The sequence below is a fragment of the Pseudoalteromonas sp. 1CM17D genome, from assembly GCF_023161805.1.
Lineage (GTDB): Bacteria > Pseudomonadota > Gammaproteobacteria > Enterobacterales > Alteromonadaceae > Pseudoalteromonas > Pseudoalteromonas atlantica.
On sequence record NZ_JALNTP010000003.1, the window covers coordinates 411406 to 428246 of the forward strand.

16 protein-coding genes are annotated in these 16841 nt (G+C 42.5%); 3 read left to right on the plus strand and 13 right to left on the minus strand.

The window, feature by feature from the left end; genetic code table 11:
- Positions 1-18 precede the first annotated feature (18 nt).
- The 13 genes from lipA to leuS form a co-directional block, all read right to left on the minus strand.
- Entirely contained in the window at positions 19-984 is a 966-nt protein-coding gene (lipA, locus tag MSC25_RS08390) for a lipoyl synthase (protein WP_004585911.1), read from the minus strand.
- Positions 981-1634, minus strand: coding sequence for a lipoyl(octanoyl) transferase LipB (lipB, locus tag MSC25_RS08395; protein WP_004585912.1), 654 nt, complete (start codon positions 1632-1634; stop codon positions 981-983). Before lipB ends, lipA begins: the two co-directional genes overlap by 4 nt.
- A 19-nt stretch (positions 1635-1653) precedes the next feature.
- Entirely contained in the window at positions 1654-1932 is a 279-nt protein-coding gene (gene ybeD / locus MSC25_RS08400) for a DUF493 family protein YbeD (RefSeq protein ID WP_024033764.1), read from the minus strand.
- Positions 1933-2273: 341 nt separating this feature from the next.
- Positions 2274-3434 (minus strand): serine hydrolase, encoded by a 1161-nt coding sequence (locus MSC25_RS08405; RefSeq protein WP_004585914.1) that lies wholly within the window; start codon positions 3432-3434, stop codon positions 2274-2276.
- Between the two features lie 312 nt (positions 3435-3746).
- Positions 3747-4511 carry a septal ring lytic transglycosylase RlpA family protein gene (locus tag MSC25_RS08410; RefSeq protein ID WP_024033763.1) on the minus strand — a complete coding sequence of 255 codons (765 nt, stop codon included), beginning with the start codon at positions 4509-4511 and terminating at the stop codon, positions 3747-3749.
- Positions 4511-5617 (minus strand): rod shape-determining protein RodA, encoded by a 1107-nt coding sequence (gene rodA, locus MSC25_RS08415; RefSeq protein WP_054982218.1) that lies wholly within the window; start codon positions 5615-5617, stop codon positions 4511-4513. The genes MSC25_RS08410 and rodA overlap by 1 nt, the downstream gene beginning before the upstream one ends.
- Positions 5614-7494, minus strand: a complete 1881-nt coding sequence (mrdA, locus tag MSC25_RS08420) for a penicillin-binding protein 2 (protein ID WP_004585917.1) — start codon at positions 7492-7494, stop codon at positions 5614-5616. The genes rodA and mrdA overlap by 4 nt, the downstream gene beginning before the upstream one ends.
- Positions 7495-7503: 9 nt before the next feature.
- A complete protein-coding gene (gene rlmH, locus MSC25_RS08425) occupies positions 7504-7974 on the minus strand; it encodes a 23S rRNA (pseudouridine(1915)-N(3))-methyltransferase RlmH (protein ID WP_004585918.1) in 471 nt (156 codons plus the stop codon).
- Positions 7975-8010: 36 nt separating this feature from the next.
- The gene (gene rsfS / locus MSC25_RS08430; RefSeq protein WP_024033760.1) at positions 8011-8328 is read right to left on the minus strand and encodes a ribosome silencing factor; all 318 of its coding nucleotides are present in this window, start codon (positions 8326-8328) and stop codon (positions 8011-8013) included.
- A gap of 54 nt (positions 8329-8382) precedes the next feature.
- Complete coding sequence (nadD, locus tag MSC25_RS08435; protein ID WP_248443158.1) at positions 8383-9018, minus strand: nicotinate-nucleotide adenylyltransferase; 636 nt, start codon at positions 9016-9018, stop codon at positions 8383-8385.
- A gap of 11 nt (positions 9019-9029) precedes the next feature.
- Complete coding sequence (gene holA, locus MSC25_RS08440; RefSeq protein ID WP_248443159.1) at positions 9030-10067, minus strand: DNA polymerase III subunit delta; 1038 nt, start codon at positions 10065-10067, stop codon at positions 9030-9032.
- Complete coding sequence (gene lptE / locus MSC25_RS08445; protein WP_024033758.1) at positions 10067-10558, minus strand: LPS assembly lipoprotein LptE; 492 nt, start codon at positions 10556-10558, stop codon at positions 10067-10069. The genes holA and lptE overlap by 1 nt, the downstream gene beginning before the upstream one ends.
- Entirely contained in the window at positions 10559-13147 is a 2589-nt protein-coding gene (gene leuS, locus MSC25_RS08450) for a leucine--tRNA ligase (RefSeq protein ID WP_248443160.1), read from the minus strand.
- A 174-nt stretch (positions 13148-13321) separates the two neighbouring features.
- On the opposite strand from leuS, the gene MSC25_RS08455 reads away from it, so the two are divergent.
- From MSC25_RS08455 to MSC25_RS08465, 3 genes are all read left to right on the plus strand, one after another.
- Positions 13322-13780 carry a zinc ribbon-containing protein gene (locus MSC25_RS08455; protein ID WP_248443161.1) on the plus strand — a complete coding sequence of 153 codons (459 nt, stop codon included), beginning with the start codon at positions 13322-13324 and terminating at the stop codon, positions 13778-13780.
- Positions 13781-13857: 77 nt separating this feature from the next.
- Positions 13858-16281 carry an ATP-binding protein gene (locus MSC25_RS08460; RefSeq protein WP_241232299.1) on the plus strand — a complete coding sequence of 808 codons (2424 nt, stop codon included), beginning with the start codon at positions 13858-13860 and terminating at the stop codon, positions 16279-16281.
- Positions 16282-16758, plus strand: a complete 477-nt coding sequence (locus tag MSC25_RS08465; protein WP_029772177.1) for an FKBP-type peptidyl-prolyl cis-trans isomerase — start codon at positions 16282-16284, stop codon at positions 16756-16758. It abuts the gene before it with no gap.
- The last annotated feature ends 83 nt before the right edge of the window (positions 16759-16841 follow it).

Below are 16841 nucleotides of genomic sequence, written 5' to 3' on the forward strand. Positions count from 1 at the left end.
ATGCGTTTTAAAAAGTAATTATTTTACTTCTTTACCTGCAGCTTGTTGGTCTGCGTGATAGCTTGAACGAACAAATGGGCCAGAGGCAGCATGCGTAAAGCCAATTTCATCAGCGTATTCTTTTAGTGCGTCAAATTCCGCTGGTGGCACGTAACGTTTAACTGGCAAGTGATGCTTAGAAGGCTGTAAGTATTGGCCAACGGTAAGCATGTCAACGTTATGCGCACGTAGGTCACGTAATACTTCTTCTATTTCACTAATTTCTTCACCTAGGCCAACCATTAAGCCTGACTTAGTTTTTACTTCTGGGTGCGCTTCTTTAAAGCGACGAAGTAATTCTAACGACCATTTGTAATCGGCACCTGGGCGCGCAAGCTTGTACAAACGCGGGGCAGTTTCTAGATTGTGATTAAACACATCAGGTGGCGTTTCAATTAAAATCTCCAGTGCGCGGTCCATACGACCACGAAAATCTGGCACTAAAATCTCGATAGTAATGGTTGGATTGTGCTTACGGATTTCGCGAATACAATCGGCAAAATGCTGTGCGCCGCCATCACGTAAATCATCACGGTCAACCGAGGTAATAACCACGTAGCTAAGCTTCATGTCTTTAATTGTCAGTGCAAGCTTTTCAGGCTCTGCTGCATCAGGTTTTAATGGGCGACCATGGGCAACATCACAAAATGGGCAACGACGAGTACAAATAGCACCTAAAATCATAAAGGTAGCAGTACCGTGGTTAAAACACTCAGAAAGGTTAGGGCACGAGGCCTCTTCACATACTGAGTGTAAGCCGTGCTTGCGCATAGCTTGTTTTATACCGTCGATACGCTCGGTAGATTTTGGTAAGCGAATTTTAAGCCACTCTGGCTTGCGCAACATTTCAGTTTTTTCTGTAGGTAAAACTTTAACGGGGATCAACGCCATTTTTTCTGCGTCGCGTAGTTTTACACCTGGTTCCATTTTGACTGGTTTATTCATTCGTTTTCAAACCCTTCAGTATGCTTAACCTGTGTTGCATTAAGCTTCTTTATCATGTGTTTTACCAGCCCTTCACCTGCTTGTGCTAAGTTTTGAGGGCCGTTTAATTCTTTCGTTTGCACCATGTTCATGCCGGCATAACCACACGGGTTGATGCGTAAAAACGGGCTTAAGTCCATGTTAACATTTAATGCTAATCCATGAAACGAGCAACCACGACGAACACGTAATCCTAATGATGCAATTTTACTGTCGTTTACGTACACACCGGGTGCATCGGCTTTTGCGTAGGCTTTAATATCATACTCATTAAGGGTATCAATAATGCACTCTTCAAGCCATGTAACAAGCTCGCGCACACCAATTTTTAAGCGGCGCAAGTTAAATAATACATACATCATTTGTTGGCCGGGGCCATGGTAAGTAACTTGCCCGCCACGGTCTACCTTTATGACTTCTATGTCACCAGGGGCGAGTAAATGCTCATCTTTACCAGCTTGCCCTTGTGTAAATACACTCTCGTGCTCTACAAGCCAAATTTCATCTGGCGAGCTGTCGTCACGGGTGTCGGTATAGGCTTGCATTTTTTGCCAAATTGGCATGTAACGCTGACGGCCTAGTTGGCGTACGATTAAAGTGTTTTCGTTCACAACAAGTCTCAACTATGGCTTAAAGCATATGGCGTACGTCATCAATGTTGCTGATCACGTTGTAAATTTCTTCTATGTGTTTACCGCTTGTCACTGTGGCAACAAACGTTACCGACTCATAATTGCCTTTACTGCTTGGCTTTACTTTTGGTGCGTAGTCACCAGGTGCAATAGGTTGTAATTTAGCTAAAATTTGTTCCGTAAGGTTAACGTTTGCTAAACCCATAACTTTAAATGTGAACGGACATGGGTACTCAAGGTACTCATCAAATTTAGTATTTTTAACAGGTTGAACCACGACGGTGACTCCTCAAACAAAAAATGTTGGCTACGTGAGATAATATCAATCCGCAATAAGACTTAATCATTTTGCGGGGCTAAACGTGTTGCTACCTGCGTTAAAAATGCTCATTTAGAACAACTAAATAGCGATTTATTAGCCAAGTTATCAACACGTTTTTCCAGCCTCAAAATAGATTACTTAATTAACCGAATTGGTATAACGCTAAGCGTGACTGGCAGGTTTAGGGTGATCCTGCTTATATGGGGCGCATTCTAGCATTTTTCAAGCAAAAAAAAACGCCTCATAACAGAGGCGCTTCGTTTAACAGCCCAACGACTGTCGGGTTATTTTTACGTTTACATAATTTGTAAACGTAAGTAGTCGTAAATTTTGCTAAAGAAGCTGCCTTCTTCCACTTCTTCAAGTGTAACTAGTGGGTATTGTGCAATGTCTTCGCCCTCTAGTTGTAAGAATAACGTACCTACTTTAGTGCCTTTCGCTAATGGTGCTTCAAGCGTGTTGTCTAGCTCAAAGTTAGCTTTAAGGTTTTTATGTTGACCACGTGGAATGGTAATTGGGGTATCTTCTAAAATGCCTAACGATACATTTTCTTTATTACCCATCCAAATACGTTGTTCTGCAAAGCTGTCGCCTGCTTTGTAAGGTGTAATTGTTTCAAAAAAGCGAAATCCGTAATTAAGTAGTTTTTTGCTTTCTACTTTACGTGCGCGCTCGCTTGATGTGCCCATAACAACCGCAATTAAACGCATGTCGTTTTTAGTCGCAGACGTTACTAAGCTGTAACCTGCCTCTGATGTGTGACCCGTTTTAATGCCATCAACATCTAGGCTTTCATCCCATAATAAAGAGTTACGGTTATATTGTTTAATGCCGTTGTAAGTAAACGATTTTTGCTTATAAAGTGCGTACTCATCAGGTACATCACGAATAAGTGCAGCGCCTAGGGTCGCCATATCACGTGGGGTAGTGTAATGCTCGTCTGTATCTAAACCGTGGCTATTAATAAAGTGGCTGTTGCTCATGCCTAATTTTGCGGCATGGGCATTCATTAAATCAGCAAATGCGCTTTCGCTACCTGCAATGTGCTCAGCCATGGCTACACATGCATCATTACCTGATTGAATAATAATACCGTGGTTAAGCTCATCAACACTTATTTGCTTGCCTACTTCAATAAACATTTTTGACGATTCAGGGAAGTTTTTAGCCCAGGCTTTTTCGCTCACTGTAACCATATCGGTTGGTGCAATGTTACCGGCGTTAATTTCTGTACCAATTACATAACTGGTCATCATTTTAGTTAAGCTTGCAGGGGCTAGCTTTGTATCAGCTTCACCTTCAGCAATAACTTTACCTGTCGTAAAGTCTACTAAAAAATAACCTTTTGCATTAATTTGAGGTGGAGCCGGAATAATTTGGGCGCTGGCTGAAAATACGGCGGCTGTGCAAACTAAGCCGCATACACCTTTGAGGATTTTATGTTTAATTGATTTCATCATACTCATTAATGGTTAAAGTTAAAAATTCGCGTTAGTCCATCTTATACCCAAACTACCCCGAGATGCGAGCGTCGTTGGAATTAAAAACAACTTAGACAAGGTATTGATTGTCAATAATAGTCACTCTATTGTTCAAATCAATAACGCAGTATAAATCGTTTTTAAACCACGCTTTAGGGCGTTTCACTGAGGCTGATTTTCTGTGTTGTTATTTTTTAAAAGGGATTGCCATTTAAAAAAATAATACCTAGATTTTAAGCCCCAATACAACGCTGAATCCTACATTTTGGCGTGGTTTAGGTATTTGTCTTACTGAGTGTAAAGCAAGAACGCGTTTTGAAATTGGTTTTGTTTTAATTTTTTTAATACGTCTTGTGCATGCTGGGCATCTTTAATCGGGCCCAAATGCAAACGATATATGTTGTCTGCTTTTACTATATTAGTAGGTACTTGATACTGCAGGCGTAATGTAGAAGCTAATGCTTCAATATTGCTAAGCGTACTACCCGCAGCTACCTGTATATATGTTTTACGTGCAGGAATGCTGTCGAGCGTAATCGCCTCTAGCTTAACCTTGGCTGTACCGTGAGTGTAGTAGCCTAATTTATAAGCAGCAGCATACGAAAGATCTATTATTCTGTCATCATGAAACGGCCCACGGTCGTTTACACGTACAATCACCGATTTATTGTTGGCAGTATTAGTAACGCGTACAAAGCTTGGCAGAGGTAAGGTTTTATGCGCAGCACTCATGGCAAACATATCGTAAATTTCACCGTTTGAGGTATGGTAGCCATGAAACTTACGGCCGTACCACGAAGCGATCCCTTCTTCTGTATACCCTTTTTCATCAAGCATTGGCGTATAACGTTTGCCTAATACCTCGTACGGGCGACTTGCACTGGCACTTTTTTTAACATCCACCACAACGGCATCTTGCATTTCAAGTGCGGTTGGCGCGCGTAAAGGTGCGGCATCGTGCTCCATATGATAACGACTATTAGAGCCGCTACTACATGCGCTTAACATACATATTAAGGCTGAAATAAATAACAGCTGGGTAGGCTTATTCATTATTTTAAAAGCATCCTTTTATCTGTCGCAATTGACATAATAATGCCAAATCCGGCCATTAACGTCACCATAGAGGTGCCGCCATAACTAATAAGGGGTAAAGGTACACCTACAACAGGCAACAAGCCCGATACCATACCTATATTTACAAAAATATAAACAAAAAAGGTGAGGGTAAGGGCGCCGGCCAATAATTTACCAAACGCATCTTGCGCGTTTACCGCAATGTATAAACCACGGCCGATAATAAATAAGTACAGGCTTAATAAAACACATACACCAAATAAGCCAAACTCTTCACTTAATACCGAAAATATAAAGTCGGTATGGCGCTCTGGTAAAAATTCGAGTTGTGATTGCGTGCCTTGCAACCAGCCTTTACCTTCTATTCCACCTGAGCCGATGGCTATTTTGGATTGAATAATATGATACCCCGAGCCAAGCGGATCGCTCTCTGGGTCTAAAAACGTTAATACGCGCTGCTTTTGGTAGTCGTGCATACCGTAGTGCCAAAATGGCCATGCTGCCAGTGCGACAATCGAGCTTAAAAAGCCAATTAAACGCCAGCTTAAACCCGATAAAAACAACACAAATATTCCTGAGCTGGCAATTAAAATTGAGGTGCCTAAGTCGGGCTGTTCTTTAATTAATAAGGTAGGCAGCATCACGATGACAAAGCCAATAATTAGGTGTAATGGGCGTGGCGGAAGTTGGTTACGGCCAATATACCAAGCCACCATCATAGGGACCGCCAGCTTCATAAGTTCTGAGGGCTGAAAGCGAGTAATACCTAAATTTAACCAGCGCTGAGCGCCTTTTGAGCTCACGCCAAATAGCAATACGCCCACCAACATGAGTAACCCAACACAGTAAAGGGGGATCACTAAGCGTTTAAGAGTCGCGGGGGAGAACTGTGCAAGCACTATCATGCCTATAATAGCGCCGCCCATACGGGTGATATGGCGGATCATCATGGCCGAGTCTTGGCCGCTTGCGCTATATACTATGGTGATACTGCCTGCCATCATAAGTAATAAGGCAATTAGTAACGGTAAGTCTAAATGCATGCGCATCCATATCGAGCGCTGGGTGTTTAATACGGTCATTGCGCTGTATTCCTAGCAACTTCTATTGGGTTTGCTGCAAAATAGTAATCCATTAGCTCACGTGCAATAGGGGCACCCACAGAGCTGCCGCCACCGGTGTTTTCAACCACAATTGAAACCACAATTTTAGGGTCGTCATACGGAGCAAAACCAATATAAATCGCGTTATCGCGTTGGCGCTCCTTTAGTGATTTTGCATCGTAACGCTCACCTTGGGCAATACTCACTACTTGCGCTGTGCCTGTTTTACCCGCAGGGTCATAATTAGCGCCTTTAAAAGCACGGTGTGCCGTTCCTGTTACTTTTTTTACGGTATTGTGCATGGCATCGAGCGCGATACGCCAGTTATCAGGGTTATTAAGTACCACTGGCGGTTTTTCTTCGTTATTAATTTGCGTCACTTGGTCTTCTTTTTTAGCCACTTGTGCTAAATGCGGCGGGTGGTTTATGCCTTTATTAACCAATATATTAGTCGCGTTAGCAATTTGAATAGGGGTGGCAGTCCAATACCCTTGGCCAATCCCCACTGAAATAGTATCGCCACGCCACCACGACTCTTTAAAGCGGCCTTCTTTCCACTCTTTTGAGGGCAGTATGGCTGTGGTTTCTTCGTGTATGTCTATTCCCGATAAGTCACCAAAGCCAAAGCGGGCCATAAAATTACTAATTTTTGTTATGCCTAAGCGGTATGCCGCATCGTAAAAGTAAGTATCGCACGACTCTTCAATTGCTTTGTAAACATCTACGTGGCCGTGGCCCCAACGTTTCCAATCGCGCCATTTATGTTCAACATTCGGTATTTGAAAAAAACCAGGATCCCACACCGAGGTGCTTTCACTGACAATGTTTTCTTCAAGTGCCAGTATGGCCATATGCGGTTTTACTGTGGAAGCTGGCGCATAGCGCCCTTGAGTAGCACGGTTAATTAGAGGGCGGTCGGGGTTTAGCAGTGCTTTATAATCTTTACTGCTAATACCATGGACAAATAAATTAGGGTCGTAACTTGGGTTTGAATAAAGTGCTAATACGCCGCCATCTTTGGCATCCATTACTACAACCGCGCCGCGCATATCTTTAAGCGCATGTTGGGCTATTTGCTGTAAACCTATATCTAAGGTAAGCACTAAATCACTGCCCGGCTGCGGGGGGGTCATACTTAATGTGCGAATAACACGGCCGCGGTTATTTACTTCAACGCGTTGAGAGCCGACTTGGCCATGCAAAAGCTGCTCGTAATATTTTTCTATGCCAAGCTTACCAATATCGTGCGTAGCGCGGTAATTTGTGGCTTGGTCTTCTTGTTCTAACTTATTAAGTTCTTTGCGGTTTAGTTTTGCAACGTAGCCTAATGCATGGGTTAGCGTATCGCCATATGGGTAAAAGCGTGCAAGGCGCGCCTCAATGCTAAAGCCCGGAAATTTATGCTGATTAACCGCAAATTGGGCCACTTCGGTTTCATCTAAGCGGGCTTTTAGTACTTGCGACTTAAAACGACGCGTATGCTTTATATCATCAATAAAGTCTTTTTTTTGCTGCTCGGTAATCGTAATTATTTTGCTAACTTGCTCAAGCGATTTAGCTAAATCGTCGACCTCTTCAGGAATAACCTCGAGGTTATAAACGGGTTTGTTTTCAGCAAGCAGCACACCGTTGCGGTCGTAAATGAGGCCACGGTTTGGCGCAATAGGAATGACTTTAATACGGTTATCGTTAGAGCGGGTTTGATAGTCGGTATGTTCTTCTACCTGAATGGTATAAAGATTAGAAAGCAAAATTGCTACTAAGCCTAAAACAAAAATAAAACCCACAAATGCGCGCCGTGCAAATAAGTTTGCCTCAGCGGAATGGTCGCGTATTGTGGGTCTTTGCTTAATCATAACAAGGCGTTACTCGCGATGATAAGGATGGTTGTTATTTAAGCTCCAGCCTCGGTATAGGCTTTCGGCAACAATAATACGCACTAAAGGGTGCGGTAACGTTAAGTTAGATAATGACCATTTTTGCTCAGAGGCGGCAATGCACTCAGGGGCTAACCCTTCAGGGCCGCCAATAAGCAAACTAACGTCGCGGCCATCGAGCTGCCACTTTTCCATATTTTTAGCAAGCTGGTGAGTATCAAGTGGTTTACCTGTTACCTCTAGGGTAACAATGCGATTGCCTTTTGGAATAGCGGCTAAGGTTTTTTCACCTTCGGTGTGTAAAATGCGTTTAATATCGGCATTTTTACCGCGTTTACCGGCCGGAATTTCTATTAACTCAAGCGCCATATCTTTAGGAAAACGGCGTTGGTACTCTGCAAATCCGGTTTCTACCCACGCTGGCATTTTTGTGCCAACGGCAATCATTTGTATTTTCACGTATTACTTCCAAGCTCAATTAAAAAATAGTGGCGCTTAGCCCCACAGTTTTTCTAGATCGTAATAGCTACGTGCGTGATCTTGCATCACGTGTACAACTACATCACCTAAATCTACCAGTACCCATTCGCCTTCGTCTTGACCTTCGTAACCTAAAGGTTCTTCGCCAGCGTGGCGAGCTTCTTTTGCTACGTTATCAGCAATTGATTGCACATGACGCTTAGAAGTACCCGAACACACAACCATGTAATCGGTAATGTCTGAGCTGTCACGTACGTCTAGTTGTACCACGTCGCGTGCTTTCATATCGTCAATTTTGTCTAGTGCAAAGGCAAGTAGTTGTTTCGAATCCAAGGTATTGTCTCAATTTTAAATTTAATAGCGTACATTTTAACATGCTAGGGGGTTTTAATCATCACTTTGATAAAGCTGGTGTTGCTTAATGTAGTGACTGACAGGTTCGGGTAATAGTTCATTATTTTTATTGGTTTTTTTTAATTGCTCTCGAATAGTGCTTGAGGCAGCATCAAGGGTTTCACCAGGTAAAAAATAAAGCTTACCAAAGTTGTGTGTGGCAAGTTGCTGTGGCGCTTCAGTGTGGGCATTACTGATATAGCTTTTAAGCGCCTTACTTGGGTTACATGTTTGCCCCGGGCGATGATAAACCACTATATGGCATAGCTGTGTAATTGCTTGCCATTCATACCATTTGTCGAGGTTATTAAACGAGTCCATGCCCATTAAAAAAAGAATTGGCGTATCTGGGTGCTCAGCTCTTAGCTCTTGTAAACTTAACAATGAGTAAGAAGGCCCAGTACGATTAAGCTCTCTTAAATCAAGTGCAAAATGAGGGTAAGGAGCTATAGCGGCATTGAGCATATTAATACGGTGCGCTGTACTTATACCCGGCGCAGCTTTGTGCGCGGGCAGGGCACAGGGCATAAAGTACAACGTGGATAAGTTAAATGTATTTACACACTGTGAGGCCATATTTAGGTGGCCTAAATGCACGGGGTCGAAGGTGCCGCCAAAAATTGCAATCATGTTAAAAATCTTTAGTTAAGTGCGTGGCAAGGCATTGGAATATCAAGCGGCTGGCAAAACTTAATACAAATATGGGCAAGCGCTTGGTAAGGCGCAATTAAGTTACCTTGTTTGTAGCTTGAATCAAACAGTGCAAGCTCACTGCTTATTTGCTCAAGTGTATTAATATTTAAGCGGTTAATTGCATTTTGCACTGGGCCTTGCTGGTTTTTCCAAATACCATTTTTTTTAAATAACTGTGCGATAGACTCGCCATTTAAAAGCCCTTGCTGAATAGTGAGCAAACTGGTGAGCTCTTTATTTATAGCCCATAAAATACTCACCACTTCGGTGTTATCGCTGGCCAGTTTATTAAGTACTTTAATTGCTTGCTTGGCGTGGCCATTTAATAGGGCATCACTTAAGTCAAAAATATCAAACTTGGCTTGATTTAATAGCCCTTGCATCACAAGTTGCTGGGTTATTAAGGCATTACCATGCAGTAGCGAGAGCTTTTCGAGCTCCTGAAAACACGCTAACAAATTGCCTTCGGTAGCGTTAATTAAGCTCAATTTTGCTTCGTTTTGCATATTTAGAGAAAGGCGCGCTACTTGTTCATCTAACCAGCGTTTTAAATGATTCCCTGCAAGCGGGTAGCATGGTACAAATACACCGTGTTTATCGAGCGCTTTAAACCAGGCGCCACGTTGTACGTCTTGGCTGGCTTTAGCCCCTTTTACGATTAAAATGGTATCGGGGTTAATTAACTCGACTATTTTTTTAAAGGTATTACTTCCTGGGGTGCCAGGTTTTTGTTGGTTTAAATCAAGCTCAATTATAGTGCGCGCACTAAACAAAGACATGCTTTGATATTGAGCTATAATTTCTTGCCAATCAAACCCTTGCATTAGGGTAAATTTAATTACCTCATCAAAGCCTTGGGCTTTTGCCGTGTCGCGAATTTGCTGCACACATTGCGCTTCTTGAAACGGTTCTTCACCAAACACTAAATAAAAGGGTTTTAAACCTTTATTTAATTCACTCGGTAACTGATTAGCATAACAGCGCATTATAGTTGCGACAGCTCTCTAACAATACGACCACTGGCTTGCTTACGAATTTCGCTAATAAGCAGCTCAAGCTCTTTTGCTTTTGCAAGTGCGTGATCGGGGTCGTCTTGGTAGTTACGATAAAGCTCAAAGCGTTTTTCTATGGCTTTTTCGCCTGGGCGTTTAACAACATAGCTTACCCCGTAGGCAAGCTCGTATTCAGCCACCTGACCATTTTGAAACAACGACAAGGTTTGGCGCTCAATACTTTCTTTGCGTAAGTAAAGCTGGGCAACATTTTTAGCCGAAGGCGTCAGTTCTACGTTACTGGCTTTAAGCTCTTTTTTAAGGTTTAAAAATAACGATGATTTTTCATCATCACCTTTAAGTGTAAGCGTTTTAAGGTTATCAGGCAGGCTAGAGGCTTTCTTTAAATGAAAGCCACAGCTAGATAACACAAAACACATTAGCACTAAGGCTAATGTGTTTTTAAGGGTGTTAAAGCTAACCATTTAGTTAGCTACCACGTTAAGTAGTTTACCCGGTACGTAAATAATTTTACGAATGGTTGCGCCATCAGTAAATTTAGTTACGTTAGACTCAGCAAACGCAAGTGCTTCTACCTGCTCTTGTGTTGCATCGGCCGCTACAGTTAGCTTAGCGCGTAGTTTGCCGTTTACTTGTACGATGATTAATTTTTCATCTTCAACAAGGGCAGACTCGTCAACTTTAGGCCATGCTGCATCTAAAATGTCACCCTCTTTACCAAGCTCTTGCCATAACTGGTGCGATAAATGCGGCGTAATTGGCGCAAGCATAATAAGTAGGGCTTCTAATGCTTCGTTAGCAATAGCAACATCTTGCTTATCGTTTAACGGCGCTTTTAATAACTTATTAGAGAGCTCCATAATGGCAGCAATTGCAGTGTTAAACGTTTGACGACGTTCAATATCATCGCTCACTTTTGCAATGGCTTTGTGTAGTTCACGACGCAGTACTTTTTGTGGGTTACTAAGCGCTGATTTATCAAGTGCTTGGTAGCCAACTGTTTTCACATCTACTGCGTATTTCCAAATACGTTTTAAGAAGCGGTGCGCGCCTTCTACGCCTGAGTCTGACCATTCAAGCGTTTGCTCTGGTGGTGCGGTAAACATCATAAATAAACGCACAGTATCTGCACCGTATTGGGCAATTACTTCTTGTGGGTCTATACCGTTGTTTTTAGACTTAGACATTTTGCTCATGCCCGATGAGAACACAGGTTCACCATCTTCTTTGTGCCATGCTTTAGTTACGCGGCCTTTTTCGTCAGTTTCGGTATTTACATCGCTTGGCGAAATCCATACGTCACCGCCTTTTTCATCTTTACGGTAGAACGTTTCGGCAAGTACCATGCCCTGACAAAGTAAGCGATCGAATGGCTCGTCTGAATTTACTAAACCAAAATCACGTAATAACTTATGGAAAAAACGCGAATACAATAAGTGTAAAATAGCGTGCTCAATACCACCTATGTATTGGTTTACTGGTAACCAATAGTTAGCTGCTGCTGGGTCTAGCATGCCTTCGTCGTGACGCGGGCTACAGTAACGTGCGTAGTACCAAGATGACTCCATAAAGGTGTCAAAGGTATCTGTTTCATGTGTTGCTGGTACGCCGTTTACCGTTGCTTTTGCCCATTCTGGGTCTGCTTTGATTGGCGAAGTAACGCCATTCATAACTACATCTTCCGGTAAACGTACTGGCAGCATTTCTTCGGTGGCGGCTAATTCGTTACCGTTTTCGTCGCTCAGCATTGGGATTGGTGAACCCCAGTAACGCTGGCGGCTAACACCCCAATCACGTAAGCGGAAGTTAACTTTACGCTCACCCACACCCAGTGCTTCTAGTTTGTCGGCAATAGCGTTAAATGCGCCTTCAAAATCAAGGCCATCAAATTCGCCAGAATTAACTAACACGCCTTTTTCAGTGAATGCTTCTTCTTTTAAATTTACTTCAAGCTCTGAGCCTTCAACCGGTGCAATTACTTGTTTTATGTCTAGGCCGTATGCTGTGGCAAATTCATAGTCGCGTTGGTCGTGTGCAGGTACTGCCATCACCGCACCTGAGCCGTAATGCATTAATACAAAGTTAGCAACCCAAATTGGAACTTGCTCGCCCGTTAATGGGTGAGTCGCGTAAAAGCCTGTTGCAATGCCTTTTTTCTCCATAGTGGCCATGTCTGCTTCGGCAACTTTGGTGTTTTTGCATTCTTCAACAAACATTGCAATTGCATCGCTGTTTTTAGCGGCTTCTTGCGCAATAGGGTGGCCACCGGCAACGGCTAGGTAAGTTACACCCATAAATGTATCTGGACGTGTAGTGTATACGCTAAACTTTTCGTTGTTGTCGGTACGCGTAAACTCAATGTCTAACCCTTCAGAGCGACCAATCCAGTTGCGCTGCATGGTTTTAACTTGCTCAGGCCAGTCTTCTAACTTGTCTAAGTCGTCTAAAAGCTCTTGTGCGTAGTCAGTAATTTTAATAAACCACTGTGGAATTTCTTTTTGCTCAACCACTGCACCAGAGCGCCATCCGCGGCCATCTATAACTTGCTCGTTAGCAAGTACAGTTTGATCAACTGGATCCCAGTTAACCGTTGACATTTTTTTGTACACTAAGCCTTTTTCGTACAGCTTAGTGAAAAACCATTGTTCCCATTTGTAGTATTCTGGGTGACACGTGGCTATTTCACGATCCCAGTCGTAACCAAAGCCTAATTGCTTAAGTTGGTTACGCATGTAATCAATGTTTTCGTACGTCCACTTAGCTGGCGCTGTTTTGTTTTTGATAGCGGCGTTTTCTGCAGGTAAGCCAAACGCATCCCAACCCATTGGTTGCATAACGTTTTTGCCTTGCAGGCGCTGGAAACGAGAAACAACATCACCAATGGTGTAATTACGCACATGACCCATATGCAGTCGGCCACTTGGATACGGGAACATAGAAAGGCAGTAATACTTTTCTTTGCTCTCATCTTCGGTGACTTTAAATACCTGGTTTTCTTCCCAGTAACTTTGGACTTTTGACTCTATGTCTTGCGGGTTATATTGCTCTTGCATCTATGATTCCAGACTTCTTGCAAACTAATAAAAAATTGCCGATAGGATACCCCAAATAAAAGCCTAATCACAGCGTATAAGCACGGTTTTGTTAAAATCTCACTTTCAGTGCAGGTTAACCTATACTTATCTATGTTAAAGGCCAACACGCCCTTGATTTTGATGGAGTATAAAATGGCAGATTATAAAACATGGCTTAGCGATTTAACTAATTGGTTAAAAGATGTAAAAGATCACGAAGTAAAAGATGCAATGACCCGATTTGTTGAATCTGAGCAAGCACTTAAAGACCTAGGCAAAGAAAAATACGGACTCTATAAAAGTTATTTGCAGCGCGACATAGAACACGTTCAAGAAAACGAATCGCACTATAATTCGCTTGCATGGCAAGAGCTTAAAGAGTCGTTATGGTATGAGCTTTCACACATAGAGGACAAAACCCAGCTTGAATGGCAGTCCCTTAGTCAAGATTTTAAGCACAATGGGATGTATCACGCAGGCGAATGGATAGCCATGGGCACATTAGTATGTAAGAATTGCACCCATAGTTTTGATATTTATCACGCTACACAAATTAGACCGTGCATTGAATGTGATGGTATTTATTTTAGCCGTAAGGCATTACAACCCTAAATATATGTATTAAGTGGCTTGTAGGCCACTTAATACGCCCAAAGCCAGCGAGTATGTTGGTACAAAAAGAAGTTAGAATGACGAAAAAACTGCTGCCATTATCTGTTTCACAGCTCGCACCGAGCATTTCTACTAATCACGTTAGCACGTGTATGAGCAATCCATACCCAGAGCAACTTACCTTTATAGGCCAACAACGTGCCCAAAGTGCCCTCGACTTTTCACTTGGGATGGAGCTGCCAGGCTACAATGTTTATGTAATGGGTGAGGCCGCGCATGGCCGATTTACACTCGTAAAAGACAAACTTAAACAACACGCAAAAGATCGCCCCACACCTAATGAGTGGTTGTATGTTAATAATTACGACGACCACCGCGAGCCAATTGCGCTATTTATGCAAGCAGGGCAAAGCAAGCAATTAAGTGACGACATAGACTCATTTTTAGATGAAGTACTCGACACCTTTCCGGCAGCGTTTGATAACCCAGCTTATCAGCGCAAAAAAAAGTCAATCGAGAGCGAATTTAACGACGCTTACGACAGCGCTATTACCGCAGTCGAAGAAATGGCGCTTGAGCAAAGCGTAGCGCTAATAGAAGAGAAAAATGCCGTAGGTTTTGCGCCTTTAGTTGAAGGCAGACAGTTAAGTGATAACGAATTTGCCGCCCTAGATGAAGAGCTTCGTGATGAGTTTTTTGAAAAAATAGAAAAACTAGAAGATGCCTTAATTGAAGCGCTGATTGAGTTGCCTCGCTGGAAACGCGAATCAAAAGAAAAACAGCGTAATCTAAAAAAGGCCACAGCCGAGCAAGCTACAAAGCCATTATTAAAAGACTTAGAGCATAAATACGCTGCACATATTGGAGTGCTGCGCTACTTAAAAGATATTCGTGTAGAAATAATTGATGCAGTACTTGAGTGGCTAGACGATGAAGATGAAAGCGAAGAAAGCAAAGAAGATTTTGACCGTAAAGGCATGCTTACCGACTTTTTTGCGCCTAACATTTTAGTTGAATTTAAAGAAGACGATGCCGCACCTGTGGTGTATGAGCCAAACCCAACCTTTGGCAATATATTTGGCAAAATTGAGTATTCAACATCGCAAGGCTCGCTTATAACCAGTTACCGCTCTATACAGCCTGGTGCATTGCACCGTGCAAATGGCGGTTACTTAATTATGGATGCCGAAAAAGTAATGGCCAACCCGCAAGTTTGGGATGGCTTAAAGCTTTCGCTTAAAACGCACCAAATTAAAAACGACCTACCGTATCAAGACAGCTCAGTAGGCAGCAGCTTTACACTGCGCCCGCAATTAATTCCTCTTGATGTAAAAATTATTTTATTAGGCTCGCGCGATTTGTATTACACCATAGGTGAGTACGATGAAGAATTTGCAGAGCTGTTTAGAGTACTTGCCGACTTTGATTACTATTTACCAAGTAGCGATAAGCTTCAGTACCAATTTATTACTAAAGTGAGTGAGTACTGCCAGCAAACGTTAAAGTGCACAACCACAGAGGCCGCCATGGTGCGGTTACTTAAATTTAGCTACCGCCAAGCAGAGCACCATAATAAATTATCGGCGCGCTTTGCCGATGTGCTTGAACTGGTGGCTGAGGCCAGCTTTTACGCCAAGCAAGATAAGCAAACACTGATTGATGCGCATCATATTGATGAAGCCATTGAAGGTAAGCAGTACCGCACCGGCCAAATAAGCGAAAACATGCTAAGCGATATAAAAGAAGGCCACACGCTTATTGCCACACAAGGTCAAGCCATTGGTAAAGTAAACGGCTTAACAGTGCTGCACATTGGCGATACGTCGTTTGGTACACCCGCACGCATAACCGCCACCGTATATGCCGGCGCCGATGGTGTAATAGATGTTGAGCGTGAAGCCGAGCTAGGTAAAGCAATTCACTCAAAAGGTGTAATGCTACTTACCGGTTATTTAGGGAACAAATACGCCCAGCACTTTAGCTTAACGCTAAGTGCTAACATAGCCATAGAGCAAAGCTACGGTTATATAGATGGCGATAGCGCCTCACTTGCTGAGTTATGTGCGCTTATATCGGCTATTACCAGTTTGCCTATTAGCCAGTCTATTGCCCTTACAGGCTCTATTAACCAACACGGTGATGTGCAAGCCATTGGCGGTGTAAACGAAAAAATAGAAGGCTTTTTTAAGCTGTGTAAAATGCGCGGCTTAACAGGCGAGCAGGGCGTTATTATTCCTAAATCGAACCAAGTTAACTTAGTACTTGATGATGAAATACTTGAAGCGGTTGAACGCGGTAAATTTAATATTTACGCAGTAGAAACTGTAGACCAAGCACTTAACTTATTAATGGATATTGATGCCGGCGATATTATTGACGGCGAATACCCAGAAGATTCTGTTAACGGTATTGCTTTAGCACGCTTAAAAGATATAGCCGACATAGTTAATGGCGATAGCGAAGAAGATAAAGAAGCCGATGAAGATGAGGAAAAACACTAAATGATCAATATAATTTTAGCGGTGATCATCGCTATATTTTGTTTTTTAATTTTTCAAAATAGTAAAAAAGCAAAGCAACAAGCTGGCATTAATGCGCAAATTGAAGCCGACTACCTTGTCGCTAACGCAAAAGTAGAGGGCGTAATAGAAACCGCCTCAGGTTTACAGTACAAAGTGCTGCACAAAGGTGAAAGCGAAAATACACCTAACCCTACTAGTAAAGTAAACGTGCATTACCACGGCACGTTAATAGATGGCACCGTATTTGACAGCTCAGTAGAGCGTAAAACGCCAATAAGCTTTGGTTTAAATCAGGTTATTAAAGGCTGGACCGAAGGCTTACAACTTATGAGCCCAGGCGATAAATACATATTTTATGTACCGCACCAATTAGCCTACGGCGAAAAGCGAGTGGGCAGTATTCCACCTGCATCACTGCTTATTTTTGAAGTAGAGCTTTTGGCTATTGAGTCTTAATACACGCGTAAAAAAGTGTTATTAACTTTATAAAAAACCCGTTAGCTAACGGGTTTTTTATTGAGTTTTTTTAAGTTATTTAA